This window comes from Corynebacterium sp. HMSC28B08 (assembly GCF_001806865.1).
In the GTDB taxonomy this organism is placed as follows: Bacteria; Actinomycetota; Actinomycetes; order Mycobacteriales; family Mycobacteriaceae; genus Corynebacterium; species Corynebacterium auriscanis.
Map to the genome: position 1 here is coordinate 115,335 of NZ_KV786169.1, position 19,959 is coordinate 135,293.

The 19,959-nt window shown below is 57.6% G+C and carries 15 protein-coding genes and 1 pseudogene; 5 read left to right on the forward strand and 11 right to left on the reverse strand.

Annotation, left to right across the window (positions count from 1 at the left end):
• The first annotated feature begins 118 nt into the window (after positions 1-118).
• Together HMPREF3098_RS07290 and HMPREF3098_RS07295 are read left to right on the forward strand one after the other, a co-directional pair.
• Complete coding sequence (locus HMPREF3098_RS07290; protein ID WP_070434582.1) at positions 119-1,351, forward strand: MFS transporter; 1,233 nt, start codon at positions 119-121, stop codon at positions 1,349-1,351.
• Between the two features lie 9 nt (positions 1,352-1,360).
• Positions 1,361-2,080, forward strand: coding sequence for a pirin family protein (locus HMPREF3098_RS07295; RefSeq protein ID WP_070434583.1), 720 nt, complete (start codon positions 1,361-1,363; stop codon positions 2,078-2,080).
• A 9-nt stretch (positions 2,081-2,089) separates the two neighbouring features.
• Here HMPREF3098_RS07295 and HMPREF3098_RS07300 read toward each other — a convergent pair whose 3' ends face one another.
• The 6 genes and pseudogenes from HMPREF3098_RS07300 to HMPREF3098_RS07325 all read right to left on the reverse strand — a co-directional run bounded on the left by HMPREF3098_RS07300 (position 2,090) and on the right by HMPREF3098_RS07325 (position 8,694).
• Positions 2,090-2,506 (reverse strand): DUF2304 domain-containing protein, encoded by a 417-nt coding sequence (locus tag HMPREF3098_RS07300; protein WP_083284303.1) that lies wholly within the window; start codon positions 2,504-2,506, stop codon positions 2,090-2,092.
• Positions 2,506-3,219: a glycosyltransferase family 2 protein gene (locus tag HMPREF3098_RS07305; protein ID WP_070434584.1), complete on the reverse strand. Its 714-nt coding sequence runs from the start codon at positions 3,217-3,219 to the stop codon at positions 2,506-2,508. The genes HMPREF3098_RS07300 and HMPREF3098_RS07305 overlap by 1 nt, the downstream gene beginning before the upstream one ends.
• Positions 3,220-3,311: 92 nt before the next feature.
• Positions 3,312-4,229: a glycosyltransferase gene (locus tag HMPREF3098_RS07310; RefSeq protein ID WP_246815883.1), complete on the reverse strand. Its 918-nt coding sequence runs from the start codon at positions 4,227-4,229 to the stop codon at positions 3,312-3,314.
• The gene (locus HMPREF3098_RS07315; RefSeq protein ID WP_070434585.1) at positions 4,216-5,508 is read right to left on the reverse strand and encodes a hypothetical protein; all 1,293 of its coding nucleotides are present in this window, start codon (positions 5,506-5,508) and stop codon (positions 4,216-4,218) included. The genes HMPREF3098_RS07310 and HMPREF3098_RS07315 overlap by 14 nt, the downstream gene beginning before the upstream one ends.
• Before the next feature lie 258 nt (positions 5,509-5,766).
• Positions 5,767-7,191, reverse strand: a pseudogene (locus HMPREF3098_RS07320) (M1 family metallopeptidase); the annotation flags it as partial.
• A 252-nt stretch (positions 7,192-7,443) separates the two neighbouring features.
• Positions 7,444-8,694 (reverse strand): alpha/beta hydrolase, encoded by a 1,251-nt coding sequence (locus HMPREF3098_RS07325; protein WP_035113534.1) that lies wholly within the window; start codon positions 8,692-8,694, stop codon positions 7,444-7,446.
• Between the two features lie 334 nt (positions 8,695-9,028).
• Here HMPREF3098_RS07325 and lpdA point away from each other — a divergent pair, with 334 nt between their 5' ends.
• Both lpdA and HMPREF3098_RS07335 read left to right on the forward strand, forming a co-directional pair.
• Complete coding sequence (gene lpdA, locus HMPREF3098_RS07330) at positions 9,029-10,456, forward strand: dihydrolipoyl dehydrogenase (protein ID WP_070434587.1); 1,428 nt, start codon at positions 9,029-9,031, stop codon at positions 10,454-10,456.
• 78 nt (positions 10,457-10,534) lie between these two features.
• Positions 10,535-11,698: a hypothetical protein gene (locus tag HMPREF3098_RS07335; protein WP_246815884.1), complete on the forward strand. Its 1,164-nt coding sequence runs from the start codon at positions 10,535-10,537 to the stop codon at positions 11,696-11,698.
• A gap of 29 nt (positions 11,699-11,727) precedes the next feature.
• On the opposite strand, the gene ramB is transcribed toward HMPREF3098_RS07335, so the two are convergent.
• The 5 genes from ramB to aceA all read right to left on the reverse strand — a co-directional run bounded on the left by ramB (position 11,728) and on the right by aceA (position 17,005).
• Positions 11,728-13,221, reverse strand: a complete 1,494-nt coding sequence (gene ramB / locus HMPREF3098_RS07340; RefSeq protein ID WP_070434588.1) for an acetate metabolism transcriptional regulator RamB — start codon at positions 13,219-13,221, stop codon at positions 11,728-11,730.
• Between the two features lie 68 nt (positions 13,222-13,289).
• Positions 13,290-13,781, reverse strand: a complete 492-nt coding sequence (locus HMPREF3098_RS07345; RefSeq protein ID WP_070434589.1) for a carboxymuconolactone decarboxylase family protein — start codon at positions 13,779-13,781, stop codon at positions 13,290-13,292.
• Between the two features lie 70 nt (positions 13,782-13,851).
• On the reverse strand, positions 13,852-14,217 hold the full coding sequence (locus HMPREF3098_RS07350) for a GNAT family N-acetyltransferase (RefSeq protein ID WP_035113540.1): 366 nt from the start codon (positions 14,215-14,217) through the stop codon (positions 13,852-13,854).
• 73 nt (positions 14,218-14,290) lie between these two features.
• Positions 14,291-15,409 carry a pirin family protein gene (locus tag HMPREF3098_RS07355; RefSeq protein ID WP_070434590.1) on the reverse strand — a complete coding sequence of 373 codons (1,119 nt, stop codon included), beginning with the start codon at positions 15,407-15,409 and terminating at the stop codon, positions 14,291-14,293.
• A gap of 300 nt (positions 15,410-15,709) precedes the next feature.
• The gene (aceA, locus tag HMPREF3098_RS07360) at positions 15,710-17,005 is read right to left on the reverse strand and encodes an isocitrate lyase (protein ID WP_035113542.1); all 1,296 of its coding nucleotides are present in this window, start codon (positions 17,003-17,005) and stop codon (positions 15,710-15,712) included.
• 630 nt (positions 17,006-17,635) lie between these two features.
• Here aceA and HMPREF3098_RS07365 point away from each other — a divergent pair.
• Positions 17,636-19,861, forward strand: coding sequence for a malate synthase G (locus tag HMPREF3098_RS07365; RefSeq protein WP_070434591.1), 2,226 nt, complete (start codon positions 17,636-17,638; stop codon positions 19,859-19,861).
• Positions 19,862-19,959 lie beyond the last annotated feature (98 nt).

Consider the following 19,959-nt stretch of genomic DNA (forward strand, 5'->3'; position numbering starts at 1 on the left):
TGCTGTGCGTGGTAAATGCGCTGTGTATGGCCTCTCACCATGCGCTTTGATCGGCAAAATATTTTCGGATCCTTGGTTCCTGTTCCCGCGTGCAGGGGCAGGGCTTAAAATCATAGCCATGGCTTCGAATCGAATGGCTGCGCGCAATTACTGGAAATTCATCGCCTTCGCCGTCTTTGCTGTGGCGTGGGGCGGCAACGAATTCACCCCAATGATGGTTTATTACCGTAGGGAAAATGTGTTTGGCAACGTCTTCGTCGATGCCCTCTTGGCAAGCTATGCCGCCGGCATCGCCATTAGCCTGTTGATCTCCGGCCCGCTTTCGGACAGGTTTGGGCGCCGGTTAGTCATGTTCCCAGCACCTGTCGTTGCCTTGGTGGGCAGTATTCTGATTGCGGTTGGGGAGACAAATTCGCCACTCATCTTTTTGGGGCGCGTCCTTTCAGGAATCGCTATTGGCATAGCGATGACCGCGGGCGGTTCGTGGATCAAAGAGCTCTCTACGCCAGCCTTTGACCGAAATGCCACGCCCGGAGCTGGTGCTCGCCGGGCGACGATGTCCCTGACGGCAGGGTTTGCCCTGGGCGCACTAGTGGCTGGCGTATTGGCCCAATGGGGGCCGGCACCGGGTAAGACCCCGTATCTGGTCCATATCTTTTTGGCCTTGGTGAGCATGGTCGGGCTCGCCGGCGTGCCTGAGACGCGGCAGAGCGCCCACTTGAAGGTCAAAGGAAGTTTTTGGTCCGATATCGCCACCCCAACGGCATTGCATCCCCGCTTTTTGCTGGCTGTCTTGCCCATCGCACCATGGGTGTTCGGGTGTGCCGGAGTAGCCTACGCGATCTTGCCGTCTCTCACCCAAGATAGGGTTTCAATTCCCATCGCGTTTTCGGCTGCGATCACGATGGTGGCACTGACTTTTGGCTTCGGTGTGCAGCAGATTAGCAACCTCTATTTGCGTGGACGTGGAGTAATGGGTCAGCAGCTGGGATTGGTGCTGATCATCGTCGGAATGGCTCTAGCTGTATGGACAGCACAAAGCCGATCTCTCGTAGGCGCAGCTATCGCGGCGGTCATCTTAGGCACTGCCTACGGTGTGTGTATGATCACCGGACTAACGGAAGTGCAACGACTGGCGGGCCCGGATGATCTGGGTGGGCTGACGGCAGTTTTCTATGCTTTCACCTATCTGGGCTTCTTCTTCCCAATGATTCTCACCAAACTCAATCAGTGGTTCACCTATGAAATGATGTTGGGTGTGGGCGTGGTCATCGCGGCAATCAGCTTGGTTCTTGTCTCTGCCGTGGGCCAGCGGTTTCTTCCCGAAGAAAAAATATCCGGTCAGAGTTAAGGAAGCTGCATGACTAGTTTTGATTTTATTCCGTCGTCTGCTCGGCACACGTGGCCCGGTGGAGACATCGTATCTCGGCAGTCATTCCCTGCCACGGGAAACTTCGATCTCGCCGCAAACGCATTCGGCTTGCTCATGGTGCACAACGATGATGTGGTTTCGCCAGGCGAGGGTTTTGATATGCACTTTCACAAGGACGTTGAAATCGTCTCATGGATTGTAGAAGGTGCGGTACGGCATCGGGATTCGGGCGCTGAAGAGGAAACTATAGTGCGTGCGGGGATGGCGCAGGCTATCACAGCTGGCTCGGGGGTTAACCATGCAGAGGTTAATGCCAACGGATACTCCAGTGGCTCGTTTCTGCGAGTGATCCAATGCTGGTTGCCCACAGACATTCCCAATGCCACACCCAGCCACCACAGTTATGACTTCAACGCTGCGCTCGATGCAGGCGGGTTAGTGACGGTCGCAGGTGAAGGCGCTCCGCTGCAGATCAATACCGCTGGGGCCAGGATGTATGTGGCTCGGTTGCATGGATCCGACAATCGGGTGGCGGTTCCCAGTGCTCCTTTTGTGCACCTTTTCGTGGTAAATGGGAATGTGCAGGCTGGTGATTATGATCTCGCTGAGGGGGACGTGCTGCGGTGTAGGAATCTGGATGCGGACTTACCAGTCAGCGGCCAGGGGGAGATTCTGGTGTGGGGCATGGATCGGTCGCTGAACGAATAACGAGCTGGGTTAGTTTTCTGGCTTGTCCACGGGGTTGACCATGGGGTTGACCACGGGATTCTCGTGAGAGCCTCCCTCATCGCCGTGGGGTGCGACCGGGTTTTGCAAGGCCACGGCACGCGCCAGGCGGGCATAGCGGAGCTCTAATTCGCGGAAGCGGATATACGTGGAAAGGGTGGTAAACATGAATGCCACTACCAGCACGTACAGTAGTAAATCCGTCCCTCGCGAAACGCCGACCCACTGCGCAACCACAGTGAGGTCATCAGGGCGTAAGATTGCCCAGATGGTGGCGAGAACGAAGATGACGAACCCTATTTTCACCCCAGCCTTCGCTCTAGCCTTCCGCCGGTTGGATAAGAAATATAGGGCCAGCCCAACGACGGCAAGAAGTAGAAAAATTTGAATCAATAGGGTTTCGAGCATCAAGGTAACTTCCTCGCGATTAAGCCATCGGCCAGAATATTAACCCCATTGAGCAAGCTCTGGCCCTTGCTCATGGAGTATTCGGTGTACAGAATATCCACCGGTTCCTCGCTTACGCGCCAATTATTCTCCACGATGGATTTCACAATCTCGCTGGCATGGCTCATGCCATTCATTCGCAAATTTAAACCGTCGGCGACGGTTTTATTGAACACGCGCAAGCCATTGTGTGCATCGGTTAAGCCTAGCTTCCGACTTACGGGGGACAACAGCACAACAGTTTTGAGTACAAACCGTTTTAACCACGGGACCTGAGAATTCTTCTGCCCACCAAACCGTGTTCCAGTGATGATGTCCACCGGTTCGTGGCGCAGCCTCTCCAACATGCGAAGTACGTCTTTCACCTGGTGCTGCCCATCGGCGTCGAATGTCACAAAATATTTGGCACCAGGTTGGTGACGGGCGTATTCAATGCCGGTTTGCAGGGCCGCGCCCTGCCCCAAATTGACAGGGTGATTGATCAGGTGCGCTCCCGCGGCCTGGATAGCATCCGCTGAATTGTCTGTAGAGCCATCATTGACCGCAACAATATTCAGGAAAGTTCTTCGGGCCTGGGAGATAACATCACCAATGACCGATCCTTCGTTATAACAAGGTATGACCAACCAAACATCGCGATGGTCGCCGTCGGTGGGCGCTATCGGCTGATTCATATAGGGGCTTTCTCGTGAGGCGGGAGTTGTAATTGTTAGACGTGTGAGTTTCTTGGGCTCCCCCGTGTTGTACTGGGAGCAAACCCAGGATTCTATCGGGACCGCTGGAAAATGACCTTGTACGCCTTGCTTAACAGGGGCGTTGGTAGCGCACGAAACGCGCTGCGCAGGCTGAAATTCACAATAGCCCTTGCATACCCAATTAACCCGTATTGAACAAGGTTGCGTTGCATCGAAATTTCGGCTCGCCACATCGCCTTACCGCTGCGGCGTTGAAACATCTGATCCGAAGTGCGGAACCATGTGAGGGGACGTGGATCATTATGCATTATTTCTCCCCTTGCGATCATCCTTGCCCAAAGGTCATAATCCTCCATAAATGGCACATGCCTATACCCGCCCGCATCATCTACTGCCGATTTCCGGAACATTGCGGAAGGGTGATTGATCGGCGAATTTAATTTGATTGCTCGTTCGATCTGCCGGTGAGTTTCCGGCAGGCGGCGAACGGTTGTCTGCAACTGTCGAATGGTGGACAGATCCGCGTTCATATTTCCAACGCGCACGGGTTGGTCCGCCAGTTCCTCCGAACGGAACTCCGCGAGTGCGCTTCCTAGCACTGCCACCTCAGGGTGCATGTTCATGAACGCAACCTGCTGCTCGAATCGCTGTGGCATGGCGATGTCATCGGCATCTAACCGTGCAATCAAGTCGTGCGAGCACTCCCGCAATCCAGCCGTTAACGCGCGCGCAAGCCCGACGTTGTGGGCTAGCTCTACTACTCGGGTGGTGTTGCGGTAGCTTTTCTCAAATTTTTTGACGACGCCGCGCAGGTCCCCACCTACGGGGCCGTCTAGCACAATCACAACTTCCTGGGCCGGCTGTGACTGTTGGTGTAGGCTCGCCAGAGCCCATGTGAGGTCGTGAGGATCGATGCGATGGTAGATGGAGAGCAGTACTGAAACTGGGCTATCCATGTGTTGGGGTCGGGGAGTGTTAGGCGAGGCCATGTTGCTTATCCTCCGTCGGGGGCGTTGCGTGGGAATCACGGCGAGCAAAAACTAAGACACCAAGGTGTGTGATGGCGCCTACAACGGGGCCGATACCGAGGGCCAAGAGAGCTCGGAGTTCCGGCTGGGCGTCGAGGAAGAGTGCGCCGATAGCTACGATAGTGGCAATCACCCAGCCGACCGAGTACAAGCTGTGGCGCTCGGCAGCTAGAGCTGCGCTTCCGGTGATCATCAGGATCGCTGTCGCACCGGATACCAGCGTGAACAGCCCCAGCCACAGGGGAGCAACGAGTAGCTCCTCGTTGAAGAACACCGCAAGGATTGGACGGCCCAGGAAGTAGGCGGCCACTCCACCGACGATAGCCAGGCCGCCGACGATTCCCAGAGGAAGCGCCGCGGCAGCGAGGACCCGATCGCGTGCTTTCGTGAAATGCACGATCAGTGCCGGTTGAAAGCGTTGCAAGGGAACCAAAATTGGTGCCCGAGTGAGGGTGACTGCGGTAATCGTGGCGGCCAGAGCACCCTGAGGAACAGAGGTATCGGTCGTGAATTTCAGTAACACCGGAAAACCCGTGATGATAACTGCATTCGCCCCACTGGCCACCATCGCCTTAAGGGTGCGCTGCAAAAATGTGCCCTGATCCGTATCGGCCAGTTCGGAGAACAGCGCCCGTGTGGGGGCAGAAACTGCGGCGAATAGAACCCACGTTCCTGCGCCCAATACGGTAACCAACAAGAACGCCACCGCATGCCACCCCATGGCCCACGCGAGGACGGCCAGTATTAGCCGAGACACCGAATCAATGGTGATCAAGGCGGCGAATCGGTTCCATTCCGCGGCCGCGGAAAGCAATCCACACACTAGGGCTTGGAATGCGTAACTGGCCAGACCGATAGAGAGCATGGCCGCACCTGCTACAGGCGAAGATGGGGACATGCTGCCGATGAACAGTGGGCTTAACAGCGCCGTTCCAACCCCTAGTACGAGCGCAATCAACCCCGCAGTACGGATGGGCTGGGCTCCCCGAGGTGCAGCTGCCGTAGACACACCTTCCTGCGAGACCTCGCCCAGCGGGGACTCACCAGTCGAACGCCGCGCCGTCACCGCCCGAGTAGTTTCCTGCATCAACCCGTCTAGCAATCCCGTAAGCGCGAAGAAGAAACCCCAGTACACCAAGAAGATTTCATAGTCAGCTTCCCCGAGCGCGTGGGAAGCCACAATGAGGATCAAATAACCAGAAATCGCCACCAACACCGTGGCCAAGGTCATAGAACGCATCGAGGATGCCCCTTACTTCCCGAGGGGATTCTTTCCGAGAGTGTTCTTAGCAGCGTCGATAGCGTTCTTAGCAGCAGTGCTGACAGCTTCACCGGCCTGGCTGGCCACATCCATTGCCTGCGAAGCAGCCCGGGCAGTTGCGCGGGCCGGGCCGCCCGCATCCACCTCCGTGTCTAGGTCAGCGGCGGGAAGCCCGCTGAGATCCTCATTCAGGGAGGAGGTGGGCGTCGTCCCAAAATAAGCGGAAGAGGCAACGGCCGGGAAGTAAGGCAGCTCGGTGCGGCGAAGCCAGCTGTCGAAGAGGGAAGACACATCGGCGGCGGAAATGTCCTTGCGGTGCTGGATGATGTCAAGAACCAGGTTCTCCAAATCCCGAGTCTCCACTAGTCCGAAGCGGTGCTCGGAGGTCCAACGGCGCAGCAAATCGAAGAAATCGTCATCACCGAGCAATACTCTCAGCGCGTGCACGGTAAGAGCCCCGCGCTTGTACACACGGTCATCAAACATGTTGTCCGCACCCGGATCGATCAGCAGCAAATCCTGCGGTTTGTTGGCCAAGTGGTGGTAATGGAAACGCGCGTGCTTTTCAGCCGGGATGCCCTGCGAGCGCTCGAACCACAGCCACTCCGCGTAGCAGGCAAAACCCTCGTTCAGCCAAATATCGCGCCACTCCACTAACCCCACCGAATTTCCGAACCACTGGTGGGACAACTCGTGTGCAATCAGGCGCTCCCACGTTTTCTTGCCGTTGGCGTGGTTCTTGCCGAACATGCTCATGGCCTGGGCTTCGAGCGGAATCTCCATGACTTCGTCCGTGACCACCACACCGTAGGCGGGGAAGGGATACGGGCCGAACATCTCGCTATAAACCTCGACCATGGCGGACTGATCTGCGAAATCGTGCGCGAAACGATCCCGAATCAACCGCGCCTGGTGGTCGCCGAACGGCAGCCAGGCATGCACCGGAACGGTCTTCCGGCCCAGCTGCGCATCGGGCAGATTCGTTTGCTGGTACGGGCCCACGTACACCGCGACTAGGTAGGTGGCCATGGGATAGTTGACCTCGAACACCCGGGTTGTCCAGGCCCCGCGGTGAGAAATGGCAGTCTGTGTTCCCGTGGCGACGGCCGTGATGTCCTTGTTCGTTGTAAACGCGATGCGGTAAGTAGCTTTTTCATCCGGGGTGTCATCGCAAGGGAACCAACTGGGAGCGCCATTGGGTTGACCTGCGACAAGGGCTCCGTTGTTGGTTTCCTCCCAGCCAACCTCTCCCCACTTGGACCGCAGCGGGCGAGGGTTGCCGGCGTAGTGAATGACGATATCGAATGATAGATCCTCGGGGATTTCGTCGGTGAAGGTCAGGCGCAGTTTTTTGTTGGATTGCCGGTAGCGTTTGAGCTGCAATTTGGCTTTTAATTCAGGTTCGGTTCGCGCAGCCCCGTGGCCCCGCACCTCTACTTTGCTCACGCGCAGGGCATCGGCGAGATCCAGTGTGAGCGATTTCAATGGCCGGTAATTCTCCATTGACAAGGTGGCTGTGGCGCGCAGGTGGTTCGGGTTCGCGTTGTAGGTTATCTCCAGGTTGTAGTGGAGAATATGGAACCCGAGGTTGAACTCCACGCCGGTGTATGTATCGATAGCGCCGGCGATGGGGGTACTGCGGTGGGGGCGTTGAACAGTCACACGAAAACCTTACTAGGTTGCAGTGGTTCCACCATGGTTTGGGCATAAGAAGAGGACCAGCTGGCCACTTGCGGTGGCACGGCTGGTCCGTGCTTGTCGTGGGTTTTTATTGTCCGACACCACCCCGATCCGCGCCGTCGCTTAACCACGGAAACCCACGTGTGGTGACTGCGCTGGGGCGATCCGGGTGGTCTATTCCGGAGGAAACCAGCGGGGCAGCACGGAGTTTCCCTGCCCCCTGGAGTGGCGCGTCTACCTGCGGGCTGGTGCGGAGCCGGTAATCTGCGCAATGCTGCCGGCTAGGTCGCCGCCTGCGGACTGGTGAGGTTCGGCGGGACGCGCTACCTTCGTGCCCAGCCCCTTGGTTGCGACGGGCCAGAAGTCGCGCATGTCGTCCTGCCAGTAACCCCACTGGTGGGTGCCGGTGGGGCGGAAGTTATAGGTCACGGGAATACCCAGCGCGCGGGTGCGTGCCCGGAATTCGTGGGTGCACCAGTTGGTTGCGGCTTCGATAACTCCGCCTTCGACGATCACAGTGGCGGATGCGGAGGAGTTCTTGCCCACGCGTTCGGAACCCAGCAAGTCGTGGGGGCCCGCGATGCCGGAACCGTTAGAAATGTACATGTTCTTCTGGTTCTTGAGCTTGGCAACGTTCAATTGTGGGTCGTTGTACCGTGCCAGAGCGGTGTTGCGGCCACCCCACATATCGTTGATGGAGGTGCCGCCGCGGTTGAGCGTGATATTGATCAAGTCAGGAGCCGCACCGGTGGTGGTGGCGGCGCAGCCGGAGAAGGAACCCACCGTGTCGTAGAAACCGGGGTTGTGCTGCGCTAGGTTCAGAACAGAGGTGGCAGCCATGGACAGGCCCGCAATGCCACGCTTGCCGTTGGCTCCCAGAAATGGCTCGATGCCCTGAGGCAGTTCCTTTGTAAGGAAGGTTTCCCACTTTTGGGGCTTCTTGCTGCCGCCCTGCAGCTGTGGAACGCTCTTTTGCCAATCGGTGTAGTAAGAGTACTTGCCAGCCATGGGAATAACGATGTTCGCACCGATGCCCGGAGATTTGTCGACATTTTTGAAGTTGCCGCGGTTACCGCCGTAGTACGTCACCACATCAGATTGCGCCAGCCAGTTTGCAGCACCCTCGCCGCCATCAGCGCCGTTGAGCATGTAGAGGGTTGGAGCGTTCTTACGCTTGGCCTTGTCATATGGCTGGATAACAACCACGGGAATGTTGCGATCCATGGATGGCGAGTACGCGGTGGTTTCAAAGACGTTGTCGTAATCGTGGGAATTGTACTCTGCGATGATCTTGCGCCACTTTGCGGTGGAATCGTCGGCCTTTTGCTTTTCTGTCAGCGCAGGTACCCGGGTGATTTTCGCCGGCGTGCTCGCTGCCGCTGCCGGCGCGGGTTCTGCGAAGGCGGCTGGGGCTGCGGCTGCGGGAGCAATGCTGGCGGCGATGGCAAGGCCTGTGGCGCCAATGCGGATCAACGGTCGCTTCATAATAGAGTCCTCAAATTCCTCTTGAAATCGCCTACCGGCGGTCATGCCGAAGTGGAAACGTGCATGCTTATAGTATTCGCTGTTCCCTCTACGGGCTTGTCTTACTTATCAACGTTTAAGTCATGCCGTACATTACCCTCCCGTAACAAATTTTGGGAAGCAATAGTAGAAGGTTTTTTCGTGTGCGTCACCGCGCATTTCGAAGAACGGTGCAAGCCGAAGGGGACAGAAAGGGTAGGGCAGCCTAGGTGCAGCACACGATCTGGGCACCAAAACACCAGGGATTAGCATCGACGGCAGACATCGGCGCCAGTCTTGCGTATCCTTGGGAAGCGTGGCTGAAGAACATTTTGACGTAGTAGTACTCGGTGCCGGACCCGGCGGATACGTGGCAGCTATTCGTGCTGCTCAGTTGGGTCTGAAGACCGCCGTTATCGAGAAGCAGTACTGGGGTGGCGTGTGCCTCAACGTGGGTTGTATCCCCTCGAAGGCGCTGATCCGCAACGCGGAGCTCGCACACACCATTACTAAGGAAGCGAAGACCTACGGCATTACCGGAGACAATATCTCCATGGACTTCAAGGTCGCTCACCAGCGTTCCCGCAAGGTCTCCGGCAATATTGTCAAGGGCGTTCACTTCCTGATGAAGAAGAACAAGATCCAAGAGATCAACGGCTTGGGTAGCTTTGTTGATGATCATACGATCGAGATCACCGAAGGCGATGATGCGGGAAAGAAGATCTCTTTCGATAACTGCATTATTGCAACCGGTTCCGTTGTTCGCTCTCTGCCAGGCGTAGAGCTGGGTGGCAATATTGTCTCCTACGAGGAACAAATCCTTGACGAGAACGCACCAAAGTCCATGGTCATCATCGGTGCGGGTGCAATCGGTATGGAGTTCGCGTACGTACTCAGCAACTTTGGTGTGGACATCACCGTTGTGGAGTTCATGGATCGCGTGCTCCCCAACGAAGACAAGGATGTCTCGAAGGAGATCGCCAAGCAGTACAAGAAGCTGGGCGTGAAGCTGAAGACGGGGCACAAAACCACCGCTGTACGTGACCTCGGCGAGGGCAAGGGCGTAGAGGTGGACATCGAGTCCGCCGACGGATCCAAGACCGAGACCCTCGAGGCCGACCGTGTCATGGTCTCCATCGGCTTCGCACCACGTGTGGAGGGCTTCGGACTGGATAACACCGGTGTGAAGCTCACCGAGCGCGGTGCTATCGATATTGATGACGAGATGCGCACGAGCGTGAAGCACATCTTTGCCATTGGTGACGTCACGGCCAAACTGCAGCTGGCGCACGTCGCTGAGGCCCAAGGTGTGGTTGCGGCCGAGGTTATCGCCGGTGCAGAGACTGAGTTGCTGGGTGACTACCAGATGATGCCTCGCGCTACCTTCTGCTCCCCACAGGTTGCATCCTTCGGTTACACCGAGGAAGCAGCGAAGAAGAGGGCAGAGGAAGAAGGGCGCGAGATCAAGGTCGCTACCTTCCCTTACACTGCAAACGGCAAGGCACAGGGCTTGGGTCACGCATTTGGCTTCGTGAAGCTGGTGGCCGATGCCGAATACGGCGAGCTACTCGGTGGACACATGGTGGGACCGGATGTTTCCGAGTTGCTGCCAGAGCTGACCTTGGCACAGCGCTTCGATCTCACCGCAGAAGAGATCGCGCGCAACGTGCACACCCACCCAACGTTGTCTGAGGCCATGAAGGAAGCCGCTCACGGCATTGCTGGTCACATGATTAATCTCTAATCGGTCTTCGCAGACAACACATAAAACCTGCTAGCCGGTGCCTCCCGTTTAGGGAATCACCGGCTACACTTATCTCCCGTGTCGGAGGTAATTGGTTTGCTCGTCGATCCCGGGCTGCCGGAAGCTAGGGTGCGCGGTTTGCTTCCCGAGCTGCGGGAGACGGCAAAGGAACAGGCGCAGGTGTGGACCCAGAACGTGGATCTGGGGACAGCGGGGGATTGGATTGATTCCGTGGATGATAGTGATCCACTGCCCGCGGGTAACACTGAAGCAGCAACGGTTTCAGCGCCCGTGCGTATCGACCTGCGGGTGGGTACTCTCCCCATGGATTCGGCCGGCAATGTCCGCCTTGCGCATTCTGCTTCGGGCATCATGAATGATCGCGGGTGGGATCGCATGGTTTACGTCACTGACCTGCCTCTTACTACTCGACGCCCGGTCATCAGCCAGTCCGTAGAAAACGGGCGTGCAACCATGCTGTGTTTGCCAGCCTTCGGTCTATTGCGAGCCCGCGATGCGCTGCGGCAAGAGTTGACTCGGCTAGTCAAGGGGCTTCCTGCGGGAGCAGGCGTGCCGGAAACTCAAGTTGCGGATATTGAGGGTGGTGACTCGTCTGCACAAACCACGCGGGTACTCGAAGGGCGCGGGCGCGTGCTGCGCTTATGGCTGGGCATGATTCGCTGCAATCGCCCGGACAAACTTATTCGAGTGCTCTCGGGCTGTTTGGCCACAGGCGTGGCAACGGGGGCTTTCAGTATCTTCTACGGGTCGGTCTGGGCGATGTCTAGCCTAATCGCTGTGTGGCGCCTGAGCCTGATCACATTCGTGGCCATCGCGGCCCTCACCTTTTGGTTGATTTTTCATAATGGTTTGTGGAACAAGTGGCGCGGCAAGGACATGGATTCACTCACGCGCTGGCGCAGCCGTATCGATAACCTCGCCACGGTTGGCACAGTGGGACTCGCGGCAGCGGGAATCTACGTGCTGATCTTCCTGACTTTGTTGCTGTTCGCCGCCACCGTGGTGCCGATTCCTTACTTCGCGCAGCAAATCAGTTCCAAGGTGTCCATCTTGGATTATTTGACGCTCGCCTGGTTTACCGCATCGCTGGGCACGATGGCGGGGGCGCTGGGCTCTGGCTTTGATTCGGATGATGCCATCCGCGAAGCGACTTATAACCGGCGCGAACATCGCCGTCGTGAGATAGCCGGGCTGTTCGACGATACTGGCGCCACCGGTTAGCAAGGGCCTTATTTGTTCCCAGTCTGCGGCTAATACGGCGCGATGGCTGACCGGTGGGGATCAATGGCCAGTTGCTCGTGTATCGGTGGGAAAGCTCGCTGTGGGCAAGCCTCGCGTGGGCATAACCGGCAACCCGACCCGATGGGAACGGCTGCCGACTGGTCCTCCAAGTCCAACCCGTCGGAATATACCGTGCGTTCCGCATGCCGGATTTCGCATCCCAACCCAATCGCGAACATTTTGCCGGGTTGGCCCCAAGCTGCGCGGTGGTGATTAACCGTGCGAGCAATCCACAAATACCGTCGACCATCCGGCATCTGTGCAATTTGCCGCATGATCTTTCCTGGGTAGCTAAACGTTTCATATACATTCCACAGTGGGCAGGTACCTCCGGAGTGCGACAGGTGTAATCCAGAGGCGGATTGCCGCTTGGACATGTTGCCCGCTCGATCCACTCGCACAAACGTCCATGGAACCCCACGCAGCGATGGCCGTTGCAACGTGGATAGGCGGTGGCAGACTGTTTCATAGCCCACACCGTATTCGCGCATAAGAAACTCTAGGTCATACCGGGATTGTTCCGCGGATTCGTGGAATTGGCGGTAGGGCAACAACAAGGCTGCTGCCCAGTACGTGGCTAGGCCGCGGGAAGCCAGCGCACGGGCATCGTCGGATTGAAAATGTCCCAAGTCCACCAAGCTAGCGATGGTATCCCCAGCCTCTAGAAATGCCAGCTCGGTAGCTAAGCGAAATGCAATTTGTCCGGGGCGCATCTTCGTCGATACAAATAGTTCCCGCTTGGAGGAATCAAAGTAGTGCTGGGTATCACCCAAATCCGCGGAATACGTCACGGGTACTCCATGCTGATCTATGAGCCGGGTGGCAATGATCTGCTCTTTGTGATGTATCTGCTGCGCTGGCCTACTTGTTTTATTGACGCCCCGCTGCATCCGTGCCAATTCTCCCGCTAGCGCCTCGGCTTGCACATCGAGGACGTCTACGTAGTTTTGCCTGGCGTAAAAGTAGTCGCGGACTTCTTCGTGCGGCATGGAGAAGGCTTCTGGTCCCGATGCGCGTCCAAAGAGTTCCCCACGGGGAGTAATGGATAAGACGGCCTTGCCCTGCAGGCGCTCGTCCGTGGCTAGGGAAAGCTTGTCCGATACATTGCGATAGCGAGAGTGCATCTCCACCATGGCGCGGGCCAAGGTGGGGTGATTGCGGACCAGATCCGCGAGTTCAGCCACGTCTACGGGGGTTGGGCACACTTCCCGATCGTGAACCACGTCCTGAACCTCGGCCAGCAGACGCGTGGCGTCTTCCCGAGAAAAGAAAGTGGCATCCACTCCGAAAGTCGCAGTGAGTTTAGCTAGTACAGCGACAGTCAGAGGGCGTGAATTGTGTTCAATTTGGTTGACGTAGCTGGCGGAAATTCCCAGTTTGTCGGCGAATTCGGCTTGCGATAACCGGCGGTCTTTCCGCAGCTCGCGCAACCGAGATCCGACGAACACATGTGAGGAAGCCATGTGCACAGCATACTGCGTGAATGCGCCGGAATAATTCGCTGGTGCAACAGAAAACTACTGTGTGCTGATCATTCTTTGTAGTTAGCTGTGTAAGGAGGGTGGGCGCTCGCGATGGAGATGCGGTTGAACGCATTGATGGCGATAGCTGCCCACTGCGCAGCCGCCAACTCGTCCTCGTTGAGGACCTGCGCAGCTTCGGCGATGGCGGAATCCAACGATGGGCCACTCAGTGTGAGGTCGCCTCCAGCGGGGCGCGTGAGAGCCTCGGCGATAGTGAGGCACGCCCGCTCTCGCTCAGTGAAAACATCCGAATCGCGCCAGGCGGACAGCAGGTCCAGCTTGAGCTGGGATACTCCTGCGCGCCGGGCAGCGGGGAAGTGGACACTCAGGCAGGCGGTACAACCATTGATCTGTGATACCCGTACGTTGACCAGCTCGCTAAGCGCACGGTCGATTCCCACAGCCTCGCTGGCTTTTCGTACTTCCTTGGAAACCTCGACTATGGCTTTGTAAGTGCCGGGCTGGCTCTTGTCTAGATACGGCCGGTCAGCGGAGGGCATTGATTTCTACCTGATTCCTTTCCAACGAGGGAGGATATTGGAGAGCGATAAGGGGCAAAGAGGGAGGAAACTAGTTCGAGTTCTGCACGAACGCTACATCGTCACGGGTGGCGCGACGGAACTCGCCTCCCTGAGCTGTGAAGTCATCTCCATTTTTGTCGAGGAATCCCTTGACCAGTGGACAGACGGGTACGATAACGAGGTCATCCTTGCGGCTAGCCTCTAGTGCCTCGCGGACCAAGATCGTGGCCAGACCACGGCCTCCGTATGCTTCGTCGACTTCGGTGTGGTAGAAAATCCGCTCGCCATCGTGGTCGAGGAAGAAGGCGCGACCGGCGGTTACACCGTCAGCTACAACATCGATGCCGAATGCACGGCCGTCGGAGGTTGGTTGAACGGTCACTTCAGCGCCGGTTTTGTCCTGCAAGTTGCTCATGGTTGTTCTCCTTAAGGTTGATAATTGGAATGAATTGTTGGTGGCTCGAGCGAATTGTCGGTAGCTGGGGGGGCTACTTCTTTCCGAACGAGACCGTCTCGGTGCGCTCACCCGGTTCTGGCAAGTCCGCACGAGCATGTGGTGCTGGGTTCTTGCGGGGCTTGATCATCACATTCGGCAGATCCGGGGCGGGCAGCCAACTTAAGCCATCCGCATTTTTGTTCGGCCCGCCGTGCCCCTCGTAGTTTTTCACTTCGCCAAAACGCTCGGTGCGGGCTTGCCACTGTTCCCGGTACTCCGCGATTTCCTCACTGGACCGACCCACGAAGTTCCACCACATCACGATTTCTTCGGGGAAAGGCTCTCCGCCCAATAGCACTAGGCGGGCTGGATCGTCGGAATTGTTGCGGATTCGCAGGGTGGTGGCGCCGACACCGGTGTAACCGATCGCGGAGACTGGAACTGGTGTGTTTTCCAACGTCACATCGCCTTCGTCCACTAGCAGGCCGTGTTCAAACTCTGGGTTGACCTCGAGCGTGATAGCGCTATGGGGTTCGACTTTCAGTTCTGCGCCTAGCAGCGGGGAGTGAGTTTCAATCGGACTGGTGGAGCCGGCAAGCGATCCGATAAACACGAGTGCTGATCCACCCTCGATGGTCACCGGCTGGGGTGCGTAGTGATCCAGGGCGCGCGGGGCGGTTGAACGGACGTCGTTGGGTAACGCCAACCACAGCTGCACCCCGTGCAAAGTTGTGACATCGGGGGTGGAGGTTTCCGAGTGGCATATGCCCGCTCCTGAGGTCATCAGGTTGACTTCGCCCGGCAGGACCATACCGCGGTTATCACCGGAATCAATGTGCTCGATCTTGCCTTCGAAAAGCCAACTCACTGTCTGCAAGCCGGTGTGAGGGTGAGGGGCTACATCCATTCCGCCTGTCGCCGAAACATCCGAGGGGCCATAGTGATCCGCGAAGCACCACGCTCCGATGAGGGAGCGCTTCTTCTGGGGTAGCGTTCTGCGTACAGGCATGGCTCGGGGGCCACCGAGGGGAACCTCGCGGTGGGTGATGATTTCCACATCCGCGTAGTCGCGGTCGGCAGAAGTAGCGCTTGCTACGTTGCCGCGATCAGCGTCCGGCTCGCCGCCAGAAGTGCAGACCCGTTCGAGGGGTTGGGGGTCGAGGTTGCTCATGCCGCCCAGTATAGGTGACTAATCACGCACCCGCATGGGTTTGGCAGATTTTCGCTTTAATTAACTGGCTTTAGTTTGTATCCGCCCACCTCAAAGCTCCCCCTCCTCTTCGCTCCGTCGCAAGGGTGGGAAGAGGTGTGTGGTGCGGTAAACTCTCGCACCCGGGGGTGGTAGGTTTTGCGCAAAGAAAAAGCCGGGAGGCTCACAACAATGATGTTGCGAACTTCCCGGCGGGCAGGTTCTACGTCAACCGCGCTTTCCCATGGACCTTAAAAGATCGTGACAGGGGGTAGGCGGTTCTTAGTGGAACTGGCCTTCCTCGGTGGAACCCTTCAGGGCGGTGGTGGAGGAGTTTGGATCCACGGTGGTGGCGATCTGGTCGAAGTAGCCAGCGCCAACCTCGCGCTGGTGCTTCACAGCGGTGAAGCCGCGCTCCTCGGCTGCCTTGAACTCGCGGTTCTGCAGGTCCACGAAAGCGGACATCTGGTTGCGGGCGTAGCCGTAAGCCAGGTCGAACATGGAGTAGTTGAGGGCGTGGAAGCCAGCCAGGGTGATGAACTGGAACTTGAAGCCCATTGCGCCGAGCTCGTTCTGGAACTTCGCGATGGTGTCGTCGTCCAGGTGAGCAGACCAGTTGAAGGATGGGGAGCAGTTGTAGGCCAGCAGCTGGTCTGGGTACTCGGAGCGAACAGCCTCAGCGAACTTCTTAGCGAGCTCGAGGTCTGGGGTACCGGTCTCCATCCAGATCAGGTCAGCGTATGGAGCGTATGCCTTCGCGCGGGCGATGCAAGGCTCGATGCCGTTCTGAACGTTGTAGAAGCCCTCAGCGGTGCGGCCACCGGTCAGGAATGGCTTGTCGCGATCGTCAACGTCAGAGGTCAGCAGGGTAGCGGCCTCAGCGTCAGTACGTGCAACAACCAGGGTTGGGGTGTTAGCAACGTCAGCAGCCAGACGTGCGGAGTTCAGGGTACGAACGTGCTGCTGGGTTGGGATCAGAACCTTGCCGCCCAGGTGGCCACACTTCTTCTCGGAAGCGAGCTGGTCCTCCCAGTGGGTACCAGCGGCGCCAGCCTTGATCATGGCCTTCTGTAGCTCGTAAACGTTCAGTGCGCCACCGAAGCCGGCCTCACCGTCAGCAACGATTGGAACCAACCAGTTGTCAACGGAGGTGTCGCCCTCAACGCGAGCGATCTCGTCTGCACGCAGGAGAGCGTTGTTGATGCGCTGCACAACCTGTGGCACGGAGTTTGCTGGGTACAGGGACTGGTCTGGGTAGGTGTGACCGGAGAGGTTTGCGTCACCCGCAACCTGCCAACCGGACAGGTAAACAGCCTTCAGGCCTGCGCGGACCTGCTGAACAGCCTGGTTACCGGTCAGTGCGCCCAGTGCGTTGATGTAGGAATCGTCGCCCTTGTTAACGGCGTCCCATAGGATTTCAGCGCCACGGCGTGCGAGGGTGTGCTCCTCGACTACGGTGCCCTGCAGCTGAGCAACCTGCTCTGCGGTGTAATCGCGCTCAACGTTCGCCCAGCGTGGGTTCTCGTCCCAATCCTTCTGGATTTCTGCAGCGGTACGTGCCTTGCCGACGTTAGACATGTAAATCTTCACTTCCTTCTTCAATGGAGGAGTTCGTGTCTCGTGCACCTAGCCGTGGTGGCTGGCGCATCCCAGCGTGCTGCCGGGATAAACCCAGTACGGAACTGGGTGGGGGTGACGACACGGAGGCGGTAGTGCAGCCGATCGTGTGGTGTGAAGCACATCAGGCGGAAGCACCGGTAAGCTCTTGCAAACCCTTGAAGCCTCTGTCGCTGGTTACCACAATACCAATGCAAAAGTGCCCGTCAATGCAGTTTCCCGCGTTATTTGTGTGTGGGGGTGTGGGTAAATTTTGTGAAGTTTGTGAATTTTTTACGAACCTCCTAAAGGTCCATTCTGGTCCGACAGCGGCGTGATGTAGGTCTCTTACTGGTGTAATGCGTGTGGCAGGGCATATCTGTCTAAGTTGAGACATATTTGGATCAGTATTGCCCCGTGCCCGTTTTGTCCCCGTGGTGGGGGTGGCAAAAATGTCGTCTGCGTTCCAATTCCAGTCACACGTGATGAAAGTCACCTAGGGTGGAGACGAAACTATAAGAATCTTGTCACGCTGGACTGGGAGCGTTAGACCGAACTCGGTTTTCGGCGCGGAAAGATTCGACAATGATCACTGATCACTAAGGAGTCGCTATGACCATTGACCAGAAGACAGAACGCATCTCTGCAGGCGGACTGCAGGTTGCCAAGACTCTCTACGACTTTGTCAACGGTGAGGTTCTGCCACGGGTCGGTAAGGATTCCGCCGAAGACCAGAGCAAGTTCTGGGATGGCTTCGGCAAAATCGTTGAAGAATTCACCCCTCGCAACCGTGAACTTCTAGCCAAGCGCGATGAGCTGCAGGAGAAGTTGGACCAGTGGTACTCCAGCCACGCTGGCGAGCAGAACCCCGAAGAGTACACCGCCTTCCTTAAAGAAATCGGCTACCTCGTAGACGCTCCTGCTGATTTCAAGATCAACACCCAGAACATCGATACCGAGATCGCCGAGACCGCGGGCCCGCAGCTGGTGGTTCCAGTTCTCAATGCTCGTTTCGCTATTAACGCTGCCAACGCTCGCTGGGGTTCTTTGTACGACGCCCTCTATGGAACCAACGCCATTTCAGAAGAGGGTGGCGCTGAAAAGGGCAAGGGTGGCTACAACAAGGTCCGCGGCGACAAGGTCATCGCTTGGTCCCGCGATTTCCTTGACCGCGCTGTGCCACTGGAATCCGGCTCTCACAAGGACGTCACTAAGTACTCTGTAGCAACCGGCCAGTTCACCGCGGAGATCGATGGTCAGGAAGTTCACCTTCGCGAGCCAGATGTGTACGCGGGTTACGCCGGCGACGAGGCCAACCCAACCTCCATCCTGTTGCGCAACAACGGCCTGTACATCGACATTCAGATCGACCCAGAATCCCCAGTCGGTTCCACCGACAAGGCTGGTGTGAAGGACATCGTTCTCGAGTCAGCTGTTTCCACGATTATGGACTTCGAGGATTCTGTGGCTGCGGTTGATGCTGCGGACAAGACCCTCGGCTACCGCAACTGGTTCGGCCTGAACACCGGTGAACTATCCGAAGAGGTCACCAAGGGCGACAAGACTTTCACCCGTCGTATGAACCCAGACCGCGAGTACACCGCTCGTGACGGCTCCACCCTGCGCCTGCACGGTCGCTCCCTGCTGTTTGTTCGTAACGTGGGCCACCTCATGCAAAACCCGGCCATCCTGGATCAGAATGGCGAGGAAATCTTCGAGGGCATCATGGACGGTGTCATCACCTCGGCATGTGCGATCCCAGGTCTGGATAAGGACAACGAGCGCGGAAATTCCCGCACCGGCTCCATCTATATCGTGAAGCCAAAGCAACACGGCCCAGAAGAGGTTGCATACACCAACGACCTGTTCGCTGCGATCGAGGACCTGCTGGGTCTGGAGCGTTACACGCTGAAGGTCGGCGTCATGGATGAAGAGCGCCGCACTTCCGCCAACCTAGATGCCTGCATCGCCGCAGTGAAGGACCGCCTGGCCTTCATTAACACGGGCTTCCTGGACCGCACCGGTGATGAGATCCATACCTCCATGGTGGCCGGTCCAATGATCCGCAAGGGTGAGATGAAGCAGTCTAAGTGGATGCTCGCGTACGAGGATAAGAATGTCGATGCTGGTCTGGAACACGGCCTGCCGGGCAAGGCTCAGATCGGTAAGGGCATGTGGGCCATGACTGAGCTGATGGCCGAGATGCTGGAGCAGAAGATCGGCCAGCCAAAGGCCGGCGCGTCCACCGCATGGGTTCCTTCCCCGACGGGCGCTACGCTGCACGCTACGCACTACCACGAGGTCGACGTCTTCCAGGTACAGGAGAAGCTGCGCACGGAAGGTCGCCGCGATACTCAGGGTGACCTGCTGACCATCCCTGTTGCTGGCGCGGCCAAGGGTGAAGGCAACGCCAACTGGAGTGAGGCTGAGATCAAGGAAGAGCTGGACAACAACTGCCAGTCCATCTTGGGTTACGTGGTTCGCTGGGTCGAGCAGGGCGTGGGTTGCTCCAAGGTTCCGGACATCCACGACATTGACCTGATGGAGGACCGCGCTACGCTGCGTATTTCTTCCCAGCTGCTGGCTAACTGGCTGAAGCACGATGTTATCAGTGAAGAGCAGGTCATCGAGTCCCTGCAGCGGATGGCAAAGAAGGTTGACGCGCAGAACGCTGGTGACGAGGCTTACCGCGATATGGCGGCAGACTACGATGCCTCCGTCGCGTTCCAGGCCGCTAAGGACCTGATCCTCAAGGGCCAGGAGCAGCCTTCCGGTTACACCGAGCCGATCTTGCACGCTCGCCGTCGCGAGTTCAAGGCTAAGAACGGCATTGTTTAAGACATAGTCTGAAACCGGCATAGCCGTTAAACCCCATTGTTTCTTCCGCGGAAGAAGCGGTGGGGTTTTTCCTTGATCGGCTGATGTCGTCCGCTCCG